The organism is Streptomyces sp. TG1A-60 (assembly GCF_037201975.1).
Classification (GTDB): Bacteria; Actinomycetota; Actinomycetes; order Streptomycetales; family Streptomycetaceae; genus Streptomyces.
The window spans coordinates 7,328,066-7,350,454 of sequence record NZ_CP147520.1 but is presented as its reverse complement, the minus strand read 5'-3'; the positions used below and the strand labels follow the sequence as shown (position 1 = coordinate 7,350,454).

The window sequence follows — 22,389 nt, the reverse complement described above, 5'->3', positions numbered from 1 at the left end:
GCCGCGACCGCGGCCGGCCTACCGGTCAATTCACTTTGTGCCACACAAACTTGCCCGACCAGGTGGGCTTGCTCACAGCGCTCGCCGCACCGAGGCGGCACCCCCGCCGGGCGTGACGCCCGCAACACCGCCGCCCACCCGCGCGGCCGACCGCTCCGTCCCCGCCGCCTGTCGCCGGGGACGTACCCGACGGCCGGGTGTGGGGGAGATCCACCCGGGGCACCCGTCCGGCCGCCGCCAGGAAGCCCTGTGAGAAGTCGCGCCAGGAGGGTGGTGCACACGACGCCCATCAGGTTCACCAATGCGACGCGACCCGCCTGCCGAGGGTGTCGTGGCAGGAAGGCCTGGAGCGGACCGTCGCCCACTTCACCCGGACCTCCCGCTCTCGTGTCCCGGTGATGGACGCCCGGGAAACGGGGGCGTCATGAAGGCCCTGGTCGTGTGGCCGGACGGTTTCGACAGCGTCCTCCTGGCCGGTCCGGCCGTGCGGGCCGTCGCGACGAGGGCCGCGCCCGTGACGATGCCGTGCCGCACCGAGGGCGCCCCGGCGACCCGTCTGCTCCCCCACTCGTTGCCCCCGTCGCACGGGTTTCCTCGCGGATCGCCGGGTACTCGCAGCGGGACATGACCGACACGATCACGAAGGGGTCCCGCTACGGCCGCCCCCGAGGGGAACCGGCCGAAGACGAAGACCACCTGCGACGTCATGGAGCCCGGGAAGCCCGAGGGCGACGGAGAGCGTGCCCACTCGGGTGCCACGGGCCGCACCCTGCGGGAGGCGTTGGAACGAGGCGCGGACGCAGCAGGAGGAGGAGCGCGAGGAGGACCGGGGGCTTGGGGAAGGTCCCCGGGTCCGGAGGCGGTCCTGACCCGCCACGACCCGGGAGGGCGTCCCATGGACGGCAAACGTTCCGAGCGGTCGCACAGCGCCGACGGCCGGCGCCCAGGTGGCGCTCGAGCCGGTGCCGCGGTTCCGGTGCGGACCACCCGCGGAACCCGGAGGGCCCGGAGGACCCGGAGAACTGGGTCGGAACCGCGTACGGCTCTCAGCGCGCTCCGCCTGCGGCTGATCCTCGCCGGTGTCTTCCTGCCCTTCTTCGCCGCCGCGACCGTGCTCTTCGCCGTCTGGGCCGCGAACTCCGGATCGGCCGACACGCCCGGGAGCGGTGCCCTGACCGTCCTCGCCGTCGTCTGCGGGGCGCTGGCCCTGACGGCGGTTGTGGACCTGGTGGTCGTGGCCCGACGTCTCCGGCGTGAATGACATGCGCGCGCGTGGCCGGCCGTGAACCGGCTCACGGCCGCGCGGAAGACCGTGGGCGGAGGTCTCCTCCGCCGTAACGATCCGCACGGGCGGGCCGGACCGGGTCCGCCGGCGGCACCCAGACCCTGAAGGAGTCGCGATGAGTCACCGAACGCACTCCGGCACCTCCCGGCCCCACTTCGGCAAGGGGACTGCCCCGGGCATGGACGCGAACCTGCTCGGCATCTACCTCAACGACCACCTGGCCGGCGCCACCGCGGGTGTCGACCGTGTCCGTCATCTGGCGCGGTCCTGCCGTGGTACGGCGTTCGCTCCGGCCGTGGAGGAGCTCGCCGCGGAGATCGCCCAGGATCGGCGCAGTCTGACGGAGCTGATGGAACAGCTGAACGTGCAGACTCGCCGCTACAAGGTCTGGGCGGGCTGGGCGACCGAGAAGGCGGGCCGGTTGAAGGGAAACGGCAGGCTGGTGCGCCGCTCCCCGCTCAGCACCTTGATCGAACTGGAGGTGCTGCGGGTGGGAGTGTCGGGCAAGCGGGCAGTCTGGCAGACCCTGCGACGGCTCTGCGACAGCGAGGAAGGTCTCGACCCACACCTGCTCGACGACCTCGCCCGACGTGCCGACGGACAGCTGCGGACCTTGGAGGAACTGCACCTGCGACAGGTCCCGACCACCTTCCGGACACCGGACCGAACGAGTTCGGGAGCACGAGGATGAGTGGGCGGACACCGTCCCAGGGGACTTCGACCGTCTGTACCGGTACGCCAACCTCTACGAGATGATCGAGCGCCGCGAGGCCGACGCGATCGTGGAGCGCCTGACCGAGGTGTCGAGGCCTCACGCGCTGACGATCATGTCGGCGGAGCAGCGGACCATGTCCTTCCGCACGAACGTCGGCCCGCAGTTCATGGAGCCGATCGCGCGCAAGGGCGGAGGGTCCGGCTGACCGTGGTGGCCGGAGGGCGCGGGGCGACGTCCGGTCGGACGTCGCCCCGCACCCCTGCACGTGTGTCAGAGGTTCCGCGGCAGACTTGTCAGGCGTCGCCGCCTTCGAGGTCGCCCTCCGCCTCCAGGTACACCTGGCGCAGCCCCTCCAGCACCGCCGGGCCGGGCTTCTCCCACATGCCCCGCGACTCCGCCTCCAGCAGCCGCTCCGCGATGCCGTGCAGGGCCCAGGGGTTGGCCTGCTGGAGGAACTCGCGGTTGGTCTCGTCCAGGACGTAGGTCTCGGTGAGCTTGTCGTACATCCAGTCGGCGATGACGCCGGTGGTGGCGTCGTAGCCGAACAGGTAGTCGACGGTGGCGGCGAGTTCGAAGGCACCCTTGTAGCCGTGGCGGCGCATCGCCTCGATCCACTTGGGGTTCACCACGCGGGCGCGGAAAACCCTGGACGTCTCCTCCACGAGGGTGCGGGTGCGGACCGTCTCCGGGCGGGTGGAGTCGCCGATGTACGCCTCGGGGGCCGTGCCGCGCAGGGCGCGCACCGTGGCGACCATGCCGCCGTGGTACTGGAAGTAGTCGTCGGAGTCGGCGATGTCGTGCTCGCGGGTGTCGGTGTTCTTCGCGGCGACCTCGATCCGCTTGTACGCCGTCTCCATCTCGTCGCGGGCCGGGCGGCCGTCGAGTTCGCGGCCGTAGGCGTAGCCGCCCCATACCGTGTAGACCTCGGCGAGGTCGGCGTCGGTGCGCCAGTCGCGGGAGTCGATGAGCTGGAGCAGGCCGGCGCCGTACGTGCCGGGCCGGGAGCCGAAGATGCGGGTGGTGGCGCGGCGTTCGTCGCCGTGGGCGGCCAGGTCCGCCTGGACGTGGGCGCGGACGTGGTTGGCCTCGGCCGGTTCGTCCAGCGACGCGGCCAGGCGTACGGCGTCGTCGAGCAGCCCGATCGTGTGCGGGAACGCGTCGCGGAAGAAGCCCGAGATGCGCAGGGTGACATCGACGCGGGGGCGGCCCAACTCCTCGTACGGGATGGGCTCCAGGCCGGTCACCCGGCGGGAGGCGTCGTCCCAGACGGGGCGGACGCCGAGCAGGGCCAGGGCCTCCGCGACGTCGTCCCCGGCCGTGCGCATGGCGCTCGTGCCCCACAGGGAGAGGCCGACGGAGCTGGGCCATTCGCCGTTGTCGGCGCGGTAGCGTTCCAGCAGGGAGTCCGCGAGCGCCTGGCCCGTCTCCCAGGCGAGGCGGGAGGGGACGGCCTTGGGATCGACGGAGTAGAAGTTGCGGCCGGTCGGCAGGACGTTCACGAGGCCGCGCAGCGGGGAGCCGGAGGGGCCCGGCGGGACGAAGCCGCCGTTCAGGGCGTGGACGGTGTGGTCGAGCTCGGCGGTCGTGGCCGCGAGGCGCGGGACGACCTCGCGGGCGGCGAACTCCAGGATGGCGGCGACCTGTTCGCCGTGCTCGGTGGGGACGGCGGCCAGGTCCCAGTCCGCGTCCTCCATCGCCTGGACCAGCACCCGGGCCTTCTCCTCGGCGGCGTCGGCGGTCGTACGGGTCGCGGCGGACTCGTCGAGGCCGAGCGCCTCGCGCAGGCCGGGCAGGGCGGTGGTGCCGCCCCAGATCTGGCGGGCGCGGAGGACGGCGAGGACGAGGTTGACGTGGTCGGCGCCGGTGGGCGGATTGCCGAGGACGTGCAGGCCGTCGCGGATCTGGGCGTCCTTGACCTCGCAGAGCCAGCCGTCGACATGCAGGAGGAAGTCGTCGAAGCCGTCGTCCTCCGGGCGGTCGTTCAGGCCGAGGTCGTGGTCCAGCTTGGCGGCCTGGATGAGGGTCCAGATCTGGGCGCGGATCGCCGGGAGCTTGGCGGGGTCCATGGAGGAGATCTGGGCGTACTCGTCGAGGAGTTGCTCCAGGCGCGCGATGTCACCGTAGGAGTCGGCGCGGGCCATCGGCGGGACGAGGTGGTCGACGAGGGTGGCGTGGACGCGGCGCTTGGCCTGGGTGCCCTCGCCCGGGTCGTTGACCAGGAACGGGTAGACCAGGGGGAGGTCTCCGAGGGCGGCGTCGGGGCCGCAGGCGGCGGACAGGCCCGCGTTCTTGCCCGGCAGCCACTCCAAATTGCCGTGCTTGCCGAGGTGGATCATCGCGTCGGCGCCGAAGCCGCCGTCCTCGGCGCGGGCGGCGATCCAGCGGTAGGCGGCCAGGTAGTGGTGGGAGGGCGGGAGGTCCGGGTCGTGGTAGATCGCGATCGGGTTCTCGCCGAAGCCGCGCGGGGGCTGGATGAGGATCAGCAGGTTGCCGAAGCGGAGGGCCGCGAGGACGATGTCGCCCTCCGGGTCGCGGCTGCGGTCCACGAACATCTCGCCCGGTGCCGGGCCCCAGTGCTCCTCGACGGCACTGCGGAGTTCCGCGGGGAGGGTGGCGTACCAGCGGCGGTAGTCGGCCGCCGGGATACGGACCGGGTTGCGGGCCAGCTGCTCCTCGGTGAGCCAGTCCTGGTCGTGGCCGCCCGCCTCGATCAGCGCGCGGATCAGCTCGTCACCGTCGCCGGAAGCCAGGCCGGGGACGTCGGCGCCACCGAAGTCGTAGCCCTCGTCGCACAGTCGGCGCAGCAGGGCGACCGCGCTGGCGGGGGTGTCCAGGCCCACCGCGTTGCCGATACGGGAGTGCTTGGTCGGGTAGGCGGAGAGGACGAGCGCGAGACGCTTGTCGGCGTTGGCGATGTGGCGAAGCCGGGCGTGACGTACGGCGGTTCCGGCCACGCGGGCGGCGCGCTCGGGGTCGGCGACGTAGGCCGGGAGGCCGTCGGCGTCGATCTCCTTGAAGGAGAACGGGACAGTGATCAGGCGGCCGTCGAACTCGGGGACGGCGATCTGGCTGGCCGCGTCCAGCGGGGAGACGCCCTCGTCGTTCTCCTCCCAGGCGGCGCGCGAGCCGGTCAGGCACAGGGCCTGGAGGATCGGCACGTCCAGGGCGGCGAGGGCGCCCGCGTCCCAGGACTCGTCGTCGCCGCCGGCGGACGCCGCGGCGGGCTTGGTGCCGCCGGCCGCGAGGACGGTGGTGACGATGGCGTCGGCGGCGCGGAGTTCCTCGATCAGCTCGGGCTCGGGGGTGCGCAGGGACGCCACGTACAGGGGCAGCGCCCGTGCGCCGGCGTCCTCGACGGCCTCGCACAGGGCGTCCACGAACGCCGTGTTGCCGCTCATGTGGTGGGCGCGGTAGTAGAGCACGGCGACGGTCGGGCCGTCGACGCCGTCGCGCGGGGTGCGCTCCAGCGGACCCCAGGCGGGGGCGGGCGAGGGGGCCTCGAAGCCGTGGCCGGTGAGCAGGACCGTGTCGGAGAGGAAGCGGGCGAGCTGCTCCAGGTTGGCGGGGCCGCCGTGGGCGAGGTAGGCGTGGGCCTCGGCGGCGATGCCGACCGGGACCGTGGAGGCGGCCATCAGCTGAGCGTCGGGGGCCTGTTCGCCGGTGAGGACGACGACCGGGCGGCCGTCCGCGAGCAGCAGGTCGAGGCCGTCCTGCCAGGCGCGGATGCCGCCGAGGAGGCGTACGACGACCAGGTCGGCGCCGTCGAGGAGGGCGGGGAGGTCGTCGAGGTCGAGGCGCGAGGGGTTGGCGAAGCGGTACGGGACCGGGCCGGCTGCCGCTCGGGCGCTGAGCAGGTCGGTGTCGGACGTCGACAGGAGCAGGATCATGTGGCGGCTGGGCCTTCCTCGGGGTCCGCGCCCCGGGCGGTGTCGGATCGGAGTCTCCCCTGCTCGGCCGGGCCGAGACTCGGGGAAGGGAGTTCCTGGCTCGCCCGTCCCCAGGTGGGGTCGGGCTCACAGTGGCGGGACCGCGCCGGACTCACACCGGACTTCCTCCCCTGTCGCCGTCGTGGCGAGGGCGGACCGGATGATCCACCCGAGGAGCATAGTAAGGGTCGCCTCAAAAGGGCGGGGCATACGTCCGTGGTGAGGGTGGGTATGCTCGCCGCCATGCCCACGCCTCCCCTTCGTCCATCGCCCCAGGCCACAGCGGTCTCACGGGACCGTGGCGACGCCTGCCCGGGGACGCTGCGGCTGCACACGGCGGACGACGGGGCCCTGGCCCGTGTCCGGGTCCCCGGTGGGGTGCTGACCGTCCGCCAGGCCGAGACGCTCTCGGAGGTGGCGCGGCGGCTCGGCGACGGTGAGCTTCATCTGACCTCGCGCGGCAATGTGCAGGTACGGGGGCTGGCCGGCGACTGCGGGGCCGAGTTGGCCGACTCGCTGGACACGGCCGGGCTGCTCCCTTCCCCCGGACACGAGCGGGTGCGCAACATCGTCGCCTCGCCGCTGTCCGGCCTCGACGGGCGGGGCCTGGGCGACGTACGGCCCTGGCTGTCGGGCCTAGACGCGGCGCTGTGCGGGAGCGAGGCGGCGCGGGCGCTGTCGGGCCGGTTCCTGTTCGCGCTCGACGACGGGCGCGGTGATGTGGCCGCGCTCGGCGCCGATGTGACCCTCCGGGCAGCCGGGGACGGTGGCGCGCTGCTGGCCATCGGCACCGCCGAGAAGGCCCTGTCGGTGCCCGCCGGAGACGCGCCGCGCGCCGCGCTGGCAGCCGCCGAGACGTTCCTGGAGGCCGCGCGGGAGAGCGGGGCCCGGGTCTGGCGTGTGACCGAACTCCCCTTCCAGGAACAGCTGCTCCCCCTGGTCCGCCGTCGGCTGGCGGCCGACGGCATCGACGCCACGAGCCGACCGCGGGTCGGGACGGCCGACGCCGAGGGCCCGCCTCCCGGAGCCGTCGGCGACGCCCTCTCCGTACACGCCCCGTTCGGCCGCCTCACCACCCCCCAGTGGCGGGAACTGACACACCTCGCCTCCGGGACCCCCTGCCGTGAACTGCGACTGACCCCCTGGCGCGGCGTCGTCGTCCCCACGCCCGGCATGAGCGAGGAACAGGCGTCCGAAACGCTGGCCCGGCTCTCGGCGGCCGGTCTCGTCACCGTCCCGGACTCCCCCTGGCTGCGCGTCGGCGCCTGCGTCGGGCGGCCCGGATGCGCGAAGTCCCTGGCGGACGTGCGGGCGGACGCGACCGAGAACCTCGCGGCGGCCGGGCGCGCCGGCCTCCCCGTGTACTGGTCAGGCTGCGAGCGCCGCTGCGGCCACCCCCGGGGCGAACGGATCGACGTGGTCGCCGTCCCGGACGGCGGCTATCAGCTCTCCCGCACCGCACCCGGCCAGGACCCGCGCACCGCGCCCCCGGCCGACCCGTCCCGACTCGCCACCGCCCTGGCGGCGATCACCTGACAAGCCATCACGAACCTCACGAACCCAGCATCCGCACGAGCCGCACGAACGACACCCCTATGACGACCGAGAGCAGCGAGAACACCACCGTGACCACGTACGACTACGAGAAGGACGGCCCGGCCATCTACCGGCGGTCCTTCGCCACCATCCGCGCGGAGGCGGACCTCGCGGACCTGCCCGCCGACGTCAGCCAGGTCGCGGTCCGGATGATCCACGCCTGCGGAATGGTCGACCTGGTACGGGACCTGGCGTACACGCCCCACGTGGTGGCCCGCGCCCGCGAGGCCCTGCGTGCCGGGGCGCCGATCTTCACCGACGTCCGGATGGTGGCCAGCGGTGTCACCCGCAAGCGGCTGCCCGCCGACAACGACGTGCTGTGCACACTCTCCGACCCGGCCGTCCCCGAGCTGGCGGCGAAGCTGGGCACCACCCGCAGCGCCGCCGCTCTGGAGCTGTGGCGGGACCGGCTGGAGGGTTCGGTCGTGGCCGTCGGCAACGCGCCCACCGCACTGTTCCGGCTGCTGGAGATGATCGAGGAGGGCGCGCCCCGGCCCGCCGCCGTCATCGGCGTGCCGGTCGGGTTCGTCGGCGCCGCGGAGTCCAAGGACGCGCTGGCCGCGCACCCCTCGGGCCTGGAGCACATCGTCGTACGCGGCCGGCGGGGCGGCAGTGCCGTCGCCGCCGCCGCGCTCAACGCGATCGCGAGTGAGGAAGAGTGAGCGGCAAGCTGTACGGGGTGGGGCTCGGCCCCGGTGACCCGTCCCTGATGACCGTACGGGCCGTCGAGGTCATCGCCGAGGCGGATGTGATCGCGTACCACAGTGCCCGGCACGGCCGGTCCATCGCCCGCTCGATCGCGGCACGGCACATCCGCGCCGACCACATCGAGGAGCGGCTGGTCTACCCGGTGACGACGGAGACCACCGACCATCCGGGCGGTTACAAGGGCGCGATGGAGGAGTTCTACGCGCAGGCGTCGGCCCGGCTGGCGGCGCATCTCGACGCGGGGCGCACGGTCGCGGTCCTCGCCGAGGGCGATCCGCTCTTCTACGGCTCCTACATGCACATGCACAAGCGGCTCGTCGACCGCTACGACACCGAGGTCATCCCGGGGGTGACGTCGGTGTCCGCCGCCGCGGCCCGGCTGGGCACGCCGCTCGCCGAGGGCGAGGAGGTGCTGACGATCCTGCCGGGCACCCTGCCCGAGGAGGAGCTGACCGCGCGGCTGGCCGCGACGGACGTGGCCGTGGTGATGAAGCTGGGCCGGACCTTCAGCAAGGTCCGCGGCGCGCTGGAGAGTTCGGGACGGCTGGGTGAGGCCCGGTATGTCGAGCGGGCCACCATGGCCGGGGAGCGGCTCGCCGAACTGGCGGACGTGGACGCGGAGTCGGTGCCGTACTTCTCGGTGGCCGTGCTGCCCAGCCAGGTCGACGCCGAGCGGCCCGTGGCCCGGGAGCGGGGCGAGGAGCGGCAGCGGGGCGAGGTGGTCGTGGTCGGGACCGGTCCGGCCGGCCCGCTGTGGCTGACGCCCGAGTCGCGGGGCGCGCTCGCCGCCGCCGACGACCTGGTCGGCTACACCACCTACCTGGACCGGGTGCCGCTCCGGGCGGGCCAGGTGCGGCACGGCTCGGACAACCGGGTCGAGTCGGAGCGCGCCGAGTTCGCCCTCGGTCTGGCCCGGCGTGGGCGGCGGGTCGCGGTCGTCTCCGGCGGCGACCCGGGCGTCTTCGCCATGGCGACGGCCGTGCTGGAGGTCGCCGCGCAGGAGGAGTACACGGGGGTTCCGGTGCGTGTGCTGCCGGGCGTGACCGCCGCCAACGCCGCCGCCGCCCGCGCGGGCGCCCCGCTCGGCCACGACTACGCCGCCCTCTCCCTCTCCGACCGGCTCAAGCCGTGGGAGGTGATCGCCGAGCGGCTGCGCGCCGCGGCCTCGGCGGACCTGGTCCTTGCCCTGTACAACCCCGGTTCCCGAAGCCGCACCTGGCAGGTGGGCAAGGCGCGCGAGCTGCTGCTGGAGCACCGGGCGCCGGACACCCCGGTCGTGGTCGCGCGGGACGTGGGCGGCTCCGGGGAACGCGTCCGGATCGTACGGCTGGCCGACCTGGACCCGGCGGAGGTCGACATGCGGACGATCCTGCTGGTCGGGTCCTCGCAGACCCGGGTCGCACGGCGCGGGCACGGCGAGGAGATCGTCTGGACGCCTCGCCGCTATCCGGAGGGCTGAGCGTGCGCGGCGCCGCGCCACGTGTGCGGCGCCGCGCGTCGGCTGCCGGGAGTCAGCGGGCGGGGACACGCTCCTCGACCCAACGGGCCGCCGCCTCGGGGTCGGCCACCACGGGGACGCCCTCCGGCGCGGGCGGCCTGCGCACCACGACGACGGGCAGCCCGGCCTCACGGGCGGCCGTCAGTTTCGGAGCGGTGGCGGCTCCCCCGCTGTCCTTCGTCACGACGACGTCGACACGGTGGCGGCGCAGCAGCTCGCGCTCCCCGTCGAGGGTGAAGGGGCCCCGGTCGAGCAGCACCTCCATACGGGCCGGGTGCGGGGCCTCGGGCGCGTCGACGGACCGTACGAGGAACCACAGGTCGTCGAGGGCGGCGAACGCGGCCAGGCCCATGCGTCCGGTGGTGAGGAAGACGCGCCGGCCGAGCGCGGGCAGCAGGGTCGCGGCCTCTGCCAGGGTGGCGGCCGCGTGCCAGTCGTCGCCGTCGACCGGGACCCAGCCGGGGCGGCGCAGCGCGAGCAGGGGAACATGGGTGGTGGCGGCTGCCCGCGCCGCGTGGAAACTCATGGTCCCGGCGAAAGGGTGGGTGGCGTCGATGAGCGCGTCGACGGTGTGCTCGCGCAGCCAGGCAGCCAGGCCCTCGGCCCCGCCGAAGCCACCGACCCGGACCTTCCCCGGGGGCAGCCGGGGGCCGGCGACCCGTCCGGCGAGGGAGCTGGTCAGGGTCAGGCCCGGGGTGCGGTGCAGCAGCTCGGCCAGGCGGCGGGCCTCCGTGGTTCCGCCGAGTATCAGTACATGCATGGAAGTCCGGGTCCGTTCATGAGCAGAAGTGAAGAGCAAGGTGCGGGTGGTGCCGCCGGTTCGGCGAAGGGCGGTCGCGCGGCCCAACTCAAGCACACCGGTCTGCGGCACGGCTGGACCACCGGCGCCTGTGCGACGGCGGCGACGACGGCCGCGTACACCGCGCTGCTGACCGGCGAGTTCCCCGACCCGGTGACGATCACCCTGCCGAAGGGGCAGACCCCGTCGTTCGCGCTCGCGGTCGAGGAGCTGACCGGCGAGAGCGCGATGGCGGGGGTCGTGAAGGACGCGGGTGACGACCCGGACGTCACGCACGGCGCGCTGGTGCGGGCCACGGTACGGCGGCTGACGGCCGGGGCCGGGGTGGTCTTCAGGGCCGGACCCGGCGTCGGGACCATCACCCGTCCGGGCCTGCCCCTGCCCGTCGGTGAACCGGCGGTGAACCCGGTCCCCCGTCAGATGATGCGGGACCATGTCGCCCGGGTCGCCGCCCGGCACGGCGGCACCGGTGACGTCGAAGTCACCGTCTCCGTGGACCACGGCGAGGAGATCGCCCGCTCCACCTGGAACCCGCGCCTCGGCATCCTCGGCGGTCTGTCGATCCTGGGCACCACCGGGATCGTGGTCCCGTACTCCTGTTCGGCGTGGATCGACTCCATCCGGCGGGGCGTGGACGTGGCACGGGCGGCCGGGCGCACGCATGTGGCCGGGTGCACCGGGTCGACGTCGGAGAGGACGGTCGTCGCCGAGTACGAGCTGCCCGAGGACGCGCTGCTCGACATGGGTGACTTCGCGGGCGCGGTGCTGAAGTACGTGCGCCGGCATCCCGTCGAGCGGCTGACGATCTGCGGCGGTTTCGCCAAGCTCTCCAAGCTCGCCGCCGGCCATCTCGATCTGCACTCCGCCCGCTCCCAGGTCGACAAGGCCTTCCTCGCCGAGCTGGCCCGGCGCGGCGGCGCGGGAGAGGCCCTGGCCGCCGAGGTGGCCGACGCCAACACCGGGCTCGCCGCGCTCCAGCTGTGCCGGGCGGCCCGTGTGCAGCTGGGCGATCTGGTCGCGACGACGGCCCGCGACGAGGCCCTGGCCGTGCTGCGGGGCGCGCCCGTCGCGGTCGACGTGATCTGTATCGACCGGGCGGGCACGATCGTGGGGCGCAGCGCGGTCCGGTAGCGCGATCGCCCCTGCCCGCACACCGCGCCCGGACCGCCGCCGCGTCGCGCACGCTCGCCCGCACAGCCACCCCGACCGCGGCGACCCCCGCGCGGAACGACGCCGCTCCCCTTTCCGCCCCCTGGGGCGGCGATCGGGCTCACGTGAGGGACCGCCGGTCCGCCGGACTCCCCCACCGGAGCTCCGGCAGCGTGGCGAACGTCGGGTGAGCGGCCCCGTACCGTCCGGGGTCAGCAGATGTGGCGTTCCCGGTCCGGCGAGTACAGGTGGCTGTCGCGGAACTGTTCGGCACCCAGCGTCCGCCCGACCATGATCACTGCGGTGCGCAGGACACCGGCCTCCTTCACCCTCCCGGCGATCTCCTCCAGCGTGCCCCGGATGATCAGTTCCTCGGGGCGGGAGGCGTAGGCGACGACCGCGGCGGGGCAGTCGGCGCCGTAGTGCGGGAGCAGTTCGGCGACCACACGGTCCACGTACGTGGCGGCGAGGTGCAGCACGATCAGCGCACCGCTGCGGCCGAGGGTGGCCAGGTCCTCGCCCTCCGGCATGGCGGTGGCGCGTTGGGCGACGCGGGTGAGGATGACGGTCTGGCCGACGGTCGGCACGGTCAGCTCCCGCTTCAGGGAGGCCGCCGCGGCGGCGAACGCGGGCACGCCCGGCACCACCTCGTACGGCACCCCGGCCGCGTCCAGCCGCCGCATCTGCTCGGCGACCGCGCTGAACACGGACGGGTCCCCGGAGTGCAGCCGGGCCACGTCGTGCCCCTCCTCGTGCGCGCGGACCAGCTCGGCGGTGATCTGGTCCAGGTCGAGCTGGGCGGTGTCCACCAGCCGGGCGTCCGGCGGGCATGTGGCCAGCAGTTCGCGCGGGACGAGGCTGCCCGCGTACAGGCAGACCCGGCAGGCGGCGAGCCTCCGGGCGCCCCGGACCGTGATCAGGTCGGCGGCGCCGGGGCCGGCGCCGATGAAGTACACGGTCATCTGTCTGCTCCCGGAACGGTGTTGAGGGTTCTCTGTACGGCCCACTGGGTCACCGGCATCGCCTGCCGCCACCCGGTGAAGCCGCCCACGGGCACCGCGTGCGCCACCGCGAGACGCACCAGCTCGCCGCCGTGCCGCCGGTGGGCGGCGGCGAGCAGCCCCTCGGACTCCAGCGTCACGGTGTTGGCGACCAGCCGCCCGCCGTCGGGCAGAGCCGCCCAGCACGCGTCGAGGAGGCCGGGCGCGGTGAGCCCGCCGCCGATGAACACGGCGTCGGGCGGCGGCAGTTCGGCCAGCGCGGCGGGCGCGGCACCGGTGACGACCCGCAGCCCGGGCACGCCGAGCCGTTCGGCGTTGCGGGTGATGCGCTCGGCCCGCACCGGATCACGTTCGACGGTGACCGCCCGGCAGGAGGGGTGCGTACGCATCCACTCGATCGCGATGGAGCCGGACCCTCCGCCGATGTCCCAGAGCAGCTCACCGGGTGCCGGGGCGAGCGCGGCCAGCGTGGCGGCGCGCACATACCGCTTGGTGAGCTGCCCGTCGTGCTCGTACGCCTCGTCCGGGAGCCCCGGTACGGCGCCGAGCCGGAGCCTGTCGGGGGCCCGCCGGCACTCGACGGCGACGATGTTGAGGGGATCGACGGGTGGGCGCGTTGGTACCCGGTCGTCGGCGGTGGTCGCCTCGGTCGTCCGCTCCTTCTGTCCGCCCAGCTGTTCCAGGATCCGCATCCGGCTCGGCCCGAAGCCTCGGTCCCGCAGCAGGGCGGCGACCTCGGCGGGCGTCCCGGCGTCCGCGCTGAGCACGAGGAGCCGCCGGCCCTCGTGCAGGGCGGCGGAGAGGCGGGCGGCGGGTCTGCCGACGAGGGTGACCACCTCGACGTCCTCCAGCGGCCAGCCGAGCCGGGCGGCGGCGTAGGAGACGGAGGACGGGTGCGGCAGGATCCGCAGCCGGTCGCCGGCCTCCTCGGCGAGGGCGCGGCCGATGCCGTGGAACATGGGGTCGCCGCTGGCGAGCACGGCGATCCGCCGGCCAGCGTGCGCGGCGAGCAGGCCGGGGACGGCGGGGCGCAGGGGCGAGGGCCAGGCGATCCGCTCCCCCTCGCACTCCGGGGGCAGCAGGTCCAGCTGCCGCGGCCCGCCGATCAGTACCTCGGCCTCCCGCAGAGCCGTCCTTGAGGCGTCGGTGATGCCCGGCCAGCCGTCGGCGCCGAGCCCGACGACGGTGACGGCGTACGGCGGTCCTTGTCGTGCGGGGATCACTGCTCGGTACCTCGGGTTCGGGCGGCTCTCGGGGCGACAGAGGCGCACTCTACTGCCCGGTGACCTGCACGGCCGTGCCCGGGTACACCTCCCGCCGCCCTCGGCCGCTCACGCGCCGCCCTCCGCCCACGTCCCTCGGCCGCGCCGAACCCGCCGACGGCACCTGGTCCTCGAAGCCGCGACACCCGCGCATCGGGCCGCTCGTGGGGCCCGGCTCGCACCCGGCGTCCCTGTCATGCGCCCCGCTCGCCCGACGGGGGCAGCCGATCGTCGGGCACGACGTGCATCGCGGCCTCCTCCGCGCCCGCCGCTCCGCCGTCGATGCCCTCGTCCTCGGCGACGAGTTCCCTGGTGGTGTCCCTCCGCAGGCCCTCGTCCGGTGCCACCAGACGGCCGGCGCGGTCCGTGCCGGCCTCCGGGTGTAGCGGTTCTCCCTCACCGCCCGGCAGGTCGCCGATGCCGTCCCCGGCCGGCGCCTGCACGTCGGGCACCTCCTGGCGCAGCCTCTCGTCCAGCGACTCGCCCTCGTGCTGCTCGGCCGCCGTCGTGCCGGTCTTCGTGACGCCGAGAGGCTTCTCCGGCGGCGAGTAGCCCTCGTCCAGCATGTCGTCGTACGTGCGCTCGTCGACCGCGTCCTGGAGGTCCAGCGGCGCCGCGTCCTCCTGCTCCTCGTTGTTCCGCGTGGGCTGGTATGCGTCGTCCGCCATGTTCTGGTCACTCATGATCGCCTCCGGGGGCAGTGGCTGGTTTCGGTCTCCCTGCGGAGTACCGGGTACCGAAGACGTGACACCTTCGCCGTGGGCCTGCTTCCCGCTGGATCGCCGTGCGGCAGGCCATGTCATCCGCCCGGACGCGGCCCTCCGGCTCCCCGGCCCTCACCTTCAGGAGGAGGCGTTGGCGCGGGGGCGGCTGAGCAGCGCTCCGAGCGCGATCATGCCGATGCCGAGGAAGAAGTGCAGCCAGTTGTCGGCCGTGTTCACCGGCACGAAGTTGGCCGCGCTGCCATGGTCGATGATCAGGCCGTACAACCACAGCACCAGATAGACGGCTCCGCCCACCAGCAGGAAGGTGCGGGCGGACGACACGGCGCGGGCCATGGCGATGCCGGCCACGCCGAACGCCAGATGTACGAGGTTGTGCAGGACGGACACCTGGAAGATACCGAGGAGTTGGGCACCGGAGTCGTGGGAGGCGAACTCCATCGTGTCGTAGTCGGTCGTGATCCCCGGAACGAATCCCAGGATCCCCATCAGGAGGAACACCACACCGACCAGCAGCGCCGCCTGCTGGACAGGGGTACGGGTACCGCTCTTCGCACGAGTACGTGTGGCCATGGAACCGACCTTCTCGTCCGGGGCGCGTCCCGATGAGCGCCTGTGCGCGGCGGGTACCCCGGCCGGTGTCGCATATCTCCGATACATGCGGAATCTGACAAAACAGGACGGGAGGGCGGCATCCGCTTTCGGTGCGGCACCCGGCCACGCTGGTCAGTCCTTCGGCGGGCCGGCCTCGGATCCGACGGCGTCACGTCGGCCGGTGGTGCTCCGCCGGCGTCCGGCGTCTCCCGTGACCGTCGCGTGCGGGCGCGACAACGGCCGGACCCGCACACACGCCCTTCCGGTCAGGCGCCGACCGCCTCACGAGCCGCCCGGCGCCCGCCGGCCACGCTGCCCGGTCGCGCCCGGCTTCCCCCGGACACCCGGAACCACCGGATCAGCGCCGTGATCGCGCCCACGGCCCGCCGATGGCCCGGCACGCAACGGGACAGCATTTTTAGAACATGTTCAATTCTGGGCCAGAGTCATCTCGGTACACGCGAAGGGAAGCCGGAGAAGATCGTGATCCCCGGAGGAACCGGGCAGGTGGGCGCGATCCTGAACCGCGCAGTGACGGCGGCCGGGCACGAGGTCGTGGTCCTGAGCCGACGGCCGGCGCAGCGCGGTGAGGTCGCCTGGGACGGTGCGACCCTGGGGCGGTGGGCCGAGGTGGTCGACGGCTGCGATGTCCTGGTCAACCCGGCCGGCCGCAGCGTGAGCTGCCGCTACACCCCCGACAATCTGCGGGCGATGATGGACTCGCGCGTGCACTCCGCCCGGGTCGTCGGCGAGGCGATCGCCGCCGCCTCCAGCCCTCCCGGGTCTGACTGCAGATGAGTACCGCCACCCTCTACGCCCACCGCTTCGACGCGCCCAACGACGAGGCCGCCGGCGTGCCGGGCGGCACCGAGCCCGACGTACCGGGTTACTGGTCCTACAGCGTCGACATCGCCAGTGCCTGGGAGCGGGAACTCGAGGAGGCCGACACCCCGCGCACCCGCAAGGTGGCCCTGCGTTCCGCCATGGTGATGAGCCCCGACCGGGGCGGCGTCTTCCCTGGGACTGGGACTCCCGCCGTCCCCTTCGGTCTTCCCCGGCCGAGGGGTCGCCCGTGTCCGCAGAAGCCTGCCGTACGACGGGCACCGAGCTGCCTCTGGGCGGCTGCGCTCAGTCCTGAGCCGCCAACCACGGAGCGGCTGCGAAGAAGAAGAAGAAGAAGCAGCAGCAGTCGGCGTGAAACCCGTCCGCCGGCATGACGGGCCAACGGCGGTCGATCGTCGGCAGAGACCCCACCGAACCTCGACAGGCTACTGTGATGTAGGCCACTACCTGCAGCCAGTCGGGGATGGCGTCGTCCCGAGGTCGCCGTGATGACGGACGTTCCGCCCCGGCCGGACTCCTCGCCTCACGGCCGGGGCGCCGATGGCTGTCTCAGCGGTCGAGCGGCTCGTACTCGAACCAGTCGAAGTGGACGGAGCCGGCCGAGGCGTACATGCCGATGACCCGGCCGGTGAAGCCGCCGGCGACCTCCGTGGAGAGGTACCGGCCGTCCAGTGAGGCGAGTTCGACGAATGTGCCGTCCGGTTCCTCCATTCCGATCGAGACGGTGTCGGGGCCGGTGCGCGCGTCGTGCACGGTGTCCACGGCACTCACCTCGATGCGGAGGACCACCGGCCCGGGGGGTGTCGGCCGGGATGCCACGGCGGTGTTCAACGGGCCGATACGGGCCCGGACCCGCACCTGCCCGGACGCGACCTCGACGGCGTAGTGGTGGCGCTCGTCAAGGCGAACCGCAAGGCCGCCCTGCCCTTCCGCCGCGTCGACCGAGGTCCGCACCCGACACGACGGATGTTGCTGCCGCCGTCCCACGAAGGTCACGTCGGTGTCGTCGAGCGATCCGCCACGGGCGCGCAGGGTGAGCCGGCCGGGCCGTTCCCTCGTGGTGCACTCCTCCGCGGAGCGGTGACGCAGCGAGATCCAGTGCGGGGCCAGCTCGCTCGCGTCGAAGTCGTCCCGGCCCTCCGGCACCACGTCATCCGGCCGCAGTGGCCAGGAGGGTGCGGGCATGACGGACGACAGTTCGCCGACGACGGGCCAGCCGTCGACCCAGTCGACCGGTACGAGGAAGGTCTCCCGGCCGAGTACGTGCCAGCCGGGTGTGCCGCCCCCCGGCCGTACGCCGAGCAGCACCATCCACCACGAACCGTCGGGCCCTTGCACCAGATCGGCGTGGCCGGTGTTCTGGATGGGGTGGTCGGTGCCCCGGTGGGTCAGGATCGGGTTGGCCGGGCACGGTTCGAACGGACCCGTGGGCGTGTGGCCACGGGCGATCGAGACGCCGTGGCACCGCTCGGTGCCGCCCTCGGCGATGAGCAGGTACCAGTAGTCGCCGATCCGGTACAGGTGCGGCGCCTCGGGGGCCTTGGCGCCGGGCGTGCCGGACCACAGGCGGCGCGAGGGCCCGAAGGTCTCCCCGGTGTGGGGGTCGATGCGGACCTGGCCGACTCCGGCCGTGGTGCACCAGCAGGTGCCGTCGTCGTCCCAGGCGAGGTCCGGGTCGATGCCGTGCACCCCGGGCAACCGGATCGGCTCGGACCAGGGGCCGGCCGGATCGGTGGCCGTGAACAACAGATTGCCGTCGCCGCTCACGTTCGTGACGATCAGCCAGAAACGGCCGTCGCGATACCGCAGTGTGGGTGCGTATATCCCCCCTGAGGCCGGCGTGTCCAGCGGCAGGCGCAGTTGGCTCGGGCGGTCGAGCGCGTTGCCGATCTGGGTCCAGTGCACCAGGTCCCGGCTGTGGAACACGGGGACGCCGGGGAAGTACTCGAAGCTGGAGCACACGAGGTAGTAGTCCTCGCCCGCCCGGCAGACGGACGGGTCGGGGTAGAAGCCGGGGATCACCGGGTTGCTGACGGTGTTGCCCGTTCCGGACACGCTCGACACCCTCATCAGTCCTTTCACTGGTGCGGCACGAAGGAAAGAGAGGCTTACTGGCGGAAGGGGCTGCCGGTGGCCCACGGCCCTGTCCCGGTTCGCCGGCCGTCGGCGTTCGGCACGTGCGGGGTCGATGGCGATGCCCGGTTCCCGGCATCGAGCATCCGACGTCGTTGGCCGGCTCCGAGCGGGATCGCGGTCGACGCGCCCTCGAACGCCGGAAAGGCCCGCTCGGCACGGTCCGGATACGCGCCCGCGGCCCTCGTGGTCTTCCCGGTGACCTTCTCGCCCTTCCGACAAGCGGCCGTGGCCGCCGCCGGCTCGATGCCCGAACTCAGGGCCACGGCCGCCTGTGACGCGGGCCGCCCCCTCCGCCTTCCGCGTCCCCGTATGAACATGGAGGCATCGTAGAGCGCCGACGCGCGCCACACGCTCCCAGGCTGTGATCGCCGCCGGCCGCGGGCGACAGGCCAGGTGTCGCCCGCGGCCGGCGGTGGCCTTCGGGACAGCGGGTCCGGGCGGGCGTCGTGAGCCCGCGCAGTGGCACCGGTCTACGAGACGGCCAGGCGCCGGAACCTGCTGTTGTGGGACACCAGGGGTTCCCGGTCGGGTTCGGCCTTCAGGCCCTGGATCTCCAGCAGGACGATCGCGTGGTCACCGCCGGGGAGTTCGGCGAGCAGCTCAGCCAGAGACTGGCACCGTGGACGTACACGCCGCCGCCGCCGTCGGCGGCGTCCCAGTCGACTCCCTCGAACCGGTCGCCCTGCTTGCCGGCCAGCGACCGGCAGACCGCGTCCTGTCCCTGTGCGAGCACGCTCACCCCCACACGGCTCCGTCGGCGCAGCCTCGGCCATGTCGTGGAGGTGCCCTGCACGCAGACCGATATCAGGGCGGGCGACAGGGAGACCCGGGGGAAGGTACTCGATGATCGACGAGGCGGTCGTACGCGGCGCCCGCCGCATCCTCGCAGCGGCGAAGCCGTACGACCCTGACGGTGGGGTCAGTCAGCTCTCGGCCTGTCGAAGGTGGCGAAGGCCAGCATCAGCGGGCCTGACGCGAGGGTGATGTGCATCAGGCTACCGAAGAGCGGCTGCAGCGCCTCCAGAGTGCGGTCCCCGGGACTACGTGTGATGAGGACCACCGCTGTGACGACCACTGCCTGGACCACGAAGAAGGCGGCACAGGTCCACCAGTCACGACGACGGCCGCGTCGGAGAGCCACGTAGAGGAATGGCACCCAGGAGAGCAGCCCCAGAGAGCCGAGTGTCAGCAGGCACCAGGTGGCACGCTGGAGGATGCCTGCTTCGAGGCGATCGGCCCGGCGGTCGGCCTGGGCTGCGCGGCGCCGGTAGGCACGGGCTTCGCCCCGGCGGCCGGACTGACCGAGCAGGCGGGCGAGGTGCCTGGCGGCCTTGGAGTGGTCCCGGTCGGCGGCGCGGCGGTAGTAGCGTTCCGCTGCTTGCACGTCGCCGTCCCGCTGGAGTCGTTCGGCGGTGATGAAGGCTGCCCGGAGGTCTCCGCCGTCGGCGGCCTGGCGATGGTAGAGGGTGGACTCGGTGCTCCGGCCGGACTTGTCGAGGACATCGGCGAGTTGGGCAGCGGCCTCAAAGTGTCCGAGGCGGGCGGCGAGTCGCAGGTAACCTTCGACCCTGCGGCGGCACTCGGCTGAGCTCAGGTCGCACAGCTCGGGACGTTCACGCCGGATCCCCTCCGCTTCCTCCATACGGGCGGTGTATTCCATGAGACGGAAGAAGCGGGCCTCGCGGTAGGTGTCCTCTGCCTGCTTCTCACCGAGAAGCGGAAGATATTGCTCTGCCTCATCTTGGCGGCCCGTCAGGTAAAGCAGGCCGGCCAGGTGCCAGGCCTTGTCATCCTCGTCGTCCGCCACAGCGGCGCGCGCATAGGGCAGGGCTTCATCCTCGCGGCCCAGTGCCGTGAGCGCGGTGATGAGCATGCTTCTGGCGGTACTGTCGCCCTCGTCCGCCGCAGGGCGGGCGAGGGCCGCTGCCTGTGCGTTGTCCCCGCTGCGGCCAGCCTCGATGATACGACGGTGGAGTTCGTTCTCGAAGCCGGAAGGATCGCCTGGGCCGAGGCCGGCCAGGTCCAGGGCGGCGAACACGTTGCCGTGATTGGCCGACCAGTGGGTGTACTCGTCGTCCTCCGCCAGATCCGGAGACAGCAGGAACACCCCGCCGCCGGGTGCACCGGCGGCCTCGATACGGGAGAGCAGGGCGGTACGGGCGTACTCCAGTTCCGCGCGGTCGGGTCTGTTGAGGAGGAATCCCGCATATTTCAGGCCGAAGGAGAGGCGCAGGCGGGCGAAGCTGGGCTCGGGCAGGGGACGTCGCGTCAGCTCCTCCGCCTCCTCCGGTCTGCCGGTCCGTACGAGCAGCAGTCCGAGGACGGCAGCGGCCCCTGGAAGGTCCGCGTCCGCTGCCCGGCTCAGCTGCTCTTCGGCCGCCTCCGTGCGGCCCAGGTCGGCGAGCAGAATCCCGTAGGCGGTGGTGGCGGCCTGGCTGCCGGCTGCCTCGGCACGTCGGAACCAGTGCTCGGCCTCCGCTTCCCGGCCGGTTTGGCGCAGGAGTTCGCCGTGGAGGTACATGGCGCGGGCGTCGTCGTAGCGAGCGGCCAGCCGCAGCCAGGCTTCGGCCTCGTTGGGGCGGTGGGTGCGTGCGAGCAGCAGCCCCAGGTCGGTGGCGGCGATGACGGAACCGGCCCTGATCGCGGCACGCAGAACCTCTTCCGCCTCGCCGGGCCGCTCCTGTGCATCCAGCAGCCGGCCGAGCCAGGAGGCGATTATCGGGACGGTGTGGGCGTGCGGTCGCCAGGCGGCTTCCGCCACGTGCGGCAGGTCGGCCTGGAGGGCGGAGAAGCCGACGGCGAATCGGGCGGCCGGTTCGGGGGCGTTCATCAGCGCCTCGTCCCACACCTCCGACGGCAGGGGGTCCTCGGTGCGGTCGACGAGATAGTCGAACGGCATCCAGGTGTCCGGCTCGTCGCCCGGTAGGAGCAGGCTGGTCACGCCGAAGCGAAGCGCGCCTGCCCAGGCGAACGCCTCGTCCGCTGTCTCCGGCCGCAGCAGTGCGCCTCCGGCCTGGGCGAGGCGCTGTTCGTGCAGGCGGAGCAGCAGCGAGCGCGGGTAGGGGCCGGGCAGTCCGGTGCGGGACAGGTCGACCGCGGTGGCCACCAGCGCGGCGCCGCGCGGGTGGCCGCCGGGGCGGTCTGCGGTGTGCCAGTCGTCCAGCAGGGCGGGGCCAGCGGCAAGGTACTCGGCGATGCCATGGGGGCCGTGGTGGGCCAAGGCATGTGTGATGCGGTCGTCGGCGCAGGCGCGGGCTCGGGCCAGCTCGGTGCCGCTCCACATACGGTCCAGGTTCACGCGGCGGGCGGCGGCCAGCACCCCTTTGTGAGCTCCGCCGTTGGCCCCGGCGGTGCCTCGCGCCCTGTCGTGGTCAGCCGTGTAGGTCTCGTACTGCCGCAGTCTCATTGTGGCGAGGAGGGCGGTGGTGCCGGCGGCGAAGTGGCTCAGCAATGCGGGGGTCAGGCTGTCCGGTCCGGGTCCGAGGTAGCGCTCCAGGTCGTCCAGCCATACGACACAGGGCTCCGAGGAGCGGGCCACGGCGCGGGCCACCCCGGGCAGTTCGGTGTGGTCGGCCGGCTGCACAACGCGGTGGTCGGGGAGCGAGGCACGCAGCGCCTCGAAAGCGGCCCGCGTCTTGCCCGACGTGGAGTCACCGGTGACCAGGACCAGTCCGCCGTCGCCGGCGGCTGCGGTCAGCAGGGCGCGCAGCTCCTCGTCGATGTCCCGAGGGACGTACGGGGGCAGGACGCTGCCGTCCTGCCCGGGGCGCGCGCGGTGTACACCGGCGAGCAGGCCGTCCCAGTCGCGGGTCGCCGGCCATGCCTCGGGGTCCTGCAAATGAGCCGGCAGGGAATCCGGCGACGAGGTGTGAACGGTGACCGGCCCGTAGTTGTTGCCGATCTGGAAGACCGGGCCGTTCTGTACCCCGCCGGCGATGAGATTGTAGTGGGCACCGTCCGCAACGCCCCAGAGGGCGTCAAGAGCCTCCGCGAAACCGGGCTGGACCTGAGCTCTCTTGCCGAGGGCGAGGGCGAGCGCTCCGGCGAGGGCGGGATCGGAAGGAGCGGCGGTCACGGCCGCGAGCTCGGCCTCACCGGTGGGACATTCAATGCCGTGAGGCAGGGGGCCACGTACGAGGGCGGCCAAGGCTTCCC

16 protein-coding genes, 2 pseudogenes and 1 riboswitch are annotated in these 22,389 nt (G+C 73.2%); of the genes and pseudogenes, 9 read left to right on the top strand and 9 right to left on the bottom strand.

Features of this window, described 5'->3' with window-relative positions; translation table 11 throughout:
• Positions 1 to 424: 424 nt before the first annotated feature.
• From WBG99_RS32265 to WBG99_RS32250, 4 genes and pseudogenes are all read left to right on the top strand, one after another.
• Positions 425 to 565 (top strand): annotated as a pseudogene (locus WBG99_RS32265) (glycosyltransferase family 9 protein); the annotation flags it as partial.
• A gap of 411 nt (positions 566 to 976) precedes the next feature.
• Positions 977 to 1,261: a DUF6343 family protein gene (locus tag WBG99_RS32260; RefSeq protein WP_338899730.1), complete on the top strand. Its 285-nt coding sequence runs from the start codon at positions 977 to 979 to the stop codon at positions 1,259 to 1,261.
• A gap of 139 nt (positions 1,262 to 1,400) precedes the next feature.
• A complete protein-coding gene (locus tag WBG99_RS32255) occupies positions 1,401 to 1,976 on the top strand; it encodes a hypothetical protein (RefSeq protein ID WP_338899729.1) in 576 nt (191 codons plus the stop codon).
• A gap of 61 nt (positions 1,977 to 2,037) precedes the next feature.
• Positions 2,038 to 2,205, top strand: a complete 168-nt coding sequence (locus WBG99_RS32250) for a hypothetical protein (RefSeq protein WP_338899728.1) — start codon at positions 2,038 to 2,040, stop codon at positions 2,203 to 2,205.
• 88 nt (positions 2,206 to 2,293) lie between these two features.
• Here WBG99_RS32250 and cobN read toward each other — a convergent pair whose 3' ends face one another.
• Positions 2,294 to 5,887 (bottom strand): cobaltochelatase subunit CobN, encoded by a 3,594-nt coding sequence (cobN, locus tag WBG99_RS32245; RefSeq protein ID WP_338899727.1) that lies wholly within the window; start codon positions 5,885 to 5,887, stop codon positions 2,294 to 2,296.
• Between the two features lie 89 nt (positions 5,888 to 5,976).
• A riboswitch (cobalamin riboswitch) is annotated at positions 5,977 to 6,055 on the bottom strand.
• A gap of 114 nt (positions 6,056 to 6,169) precedes the next feature.
• Here cobN and cobG point away from each other — a divergent pair.
• From cobG to WBG99_RS32230, 3 genes are read left to right on the top strand one after another with little or no spacing between them, the layout of a single operon-like run.
• A complete protein-coding gene (gene cobG, locus WBG99_RS32240; RefSeq protein WP_338899726.1) occupies positions 6,170 to 7,462 on the top strand; it encodes a precorrin-3B synthase in 1,293 nt (430 codons plus the stop codon).
• Between the two features lie 59 nt (positions 7,463 to 7,521).
• On the top strand, positions 7,522 to 8,184 hold the full coding sequence (locus WBG99_RS32235; RefSeq protein ID WP_338899725.1) for a precorrin-8X methylmutase: 663 nt from the start codon (positions 7,522 to 7,524) through the stop codon (positions 8,182 to 8,184).
• Positions 8,181 to 9,689 (top strand): precorrin-2 C(20)-methyltransferase, encoded by a 1,509-nt coding sequence (locus WBG99_RS32230; RefSeq protein WP_338899724.1) that lies wholly within the window; start codon positions 8,181 to 8,183, stop codon positions 9,687 to 9,689. Before WBG99_RS32235 ends, WBG99_RS32230 begins: the two co-directional genes overlap by 4 nt.
• Positions 9,690 to 9,741: 52 nt before the next feature.
• Here WBG99_RS32230 and WBG99_RS32225 read toward each other — a convergent pair whose 3' ends face one another.
• On the bottom strand, positions 9,742 to 10,488 hold the full coding sequence (locus tag WBG99_RS32225) for a cobalt-precorrin-6A reductase (protein ID WP_338899723.1): 747 nt from the start codon (positions 10,486 to 10,488) through the stop codon (positions 9,742 to 9,744).
• An 18-nt stretch (positions 10,489 to 10,506) separates the two neighbouring features.
• Between WBG99_RS32225 and WBG99_RS32220 the strand changes: the two genes are divergently transcribed.
• Positions 10,507 to 11,658: a cobalt-precorrin-5B (C(1))-methyltransferase gene (locus WBG99_RS32220; protein ID WP_338899721.1), complete on the top strand. Its 1,152-nt coding sequence runs from the start codon at positions 10,507 to 10,509 to the stop codon at positions 11,656 to 11,658.
• A gap of 230 nt (positions 11,659 to 11,888) precedes the next feature.
• Here the strand turns inward: WBG99_RS32220 and cobM are convergent, their stop codons facing one another.
• From cobM to WBG99_RS32200, 4 genes are all read right to left on the bottom strand, one after another.
• Positions 11,889 to 12,638, bottom strand: coding sequence for a precorrin-4 C(11)-methyltransferase (gene cobM / locus WBG99_RS32215; protein ID WP_338899720.1), 750 nt, complete (start codon positions 12,636 to 12,638; stop codon positions 11,889 to 11,891).
• Positions 12,635 to 13,900, bottom strand: coding sequence for a precorrin-6y C5,15-methyltransferase (decarboxylating) subunit CbiE (gene cbiE, locus WBG99_RS32210; RefSeq protein WP_338899719.1), 1,266 nt, complete (start codon positions 13,898 to 13,900; stop codon positions 12,635 to 12,637). The genes cobM and cbiE overlap by 4 nt, the downstream gene beginning before the upstream one ends.
• Before the next feature lie 233 nt (positions 13,901 to 14,133).
• Positions 14,134 to 14,622: a DUF5709 domain-containing protein gene (locus WBG99_RS32205; RefSeq protein WP_338899718.1), complete on the bottom strand. Its 489-nt coding sequence runs from the start codon at positions 14,620 to 14,622 to the stop codon at positions 14,134 to 14,136.
• Positions 14,623 to 14,781: 159 nt separating this feature from the next.
• Positions 14,782 to 15,234 (bottom strand): DUF4383 domain-containing protein, encoded by a 453-nt coding sequence (locus WBG99_RS32200; RefSeq protein WP_338899717.1) that lies wholly within the window; start codon positions 15,232 to 15,234, stop codon positions 14,782 to 14,784.
• Between the two features lie 528 nt (positions 15,235 to 15,762).
• Here WBG99_RS32200 and WBG99_RS32195 point away from each other — a divergent pair.
• Positions 15,763 to 16,271, top strand: a pseudogene (locus WBG99_RS32195) (NAD-dependent epimerase/dehydratase family protein); the annotation flags it as partial.
• A gap of 376 nt (positions 16,272 to 16,647) precedes the next feature.
• On the opposite strand, the gene WBG99_RS32190 reads toward WBG99_RS32195, so the two are convergent.
• The 3 genes from WBG99_RS32190 to WBG99_RS32180 form a co-directional block, all read right to left on the bottom strand.
• Complete coding sequence (locus tag WBG99_RS32190; RefSeq protein ID WP_338899716.1) at positions 16,648 to 18,168, bottom strand: glycoside hydrolase family 43 protein; 1,521 nt, start codon at positions 18,166 to 18,168, stop codon at positions 16,648 to 16,650.
• 604 nt (positions 18,169 to 18,772) lie between these two features.
• Positions 18,773 to 19,123 (bottom strand): flavin reductase family protein, encoded by a 351-nt coding sequence (locus WBG99_RS32185; protein ID WP_338900556.1) that lies wholly within the window; start codon positions 19,121 to 19,123, stop codon positions 18,773 to 18,775.
• A 30-nt stretch (positions 19,124 to 19,153) separates the two neighbouring features.
• The gene (locus WBG99_RS32180) at positions 19,154 to 22,309 is read right to left on the bottom strand and encodes a tetratricopeptide repeat protein (protein ID WP_338899715.1); all 3,156 of its coding nucleotides are present in this window, start codon (positions 22,307 to 22,309) and stop codon (positions 19,154 to 19,156) included.
• Between the last annotated feature and the right edge of the window lie 80 nt (positions 22,310 to 22,389).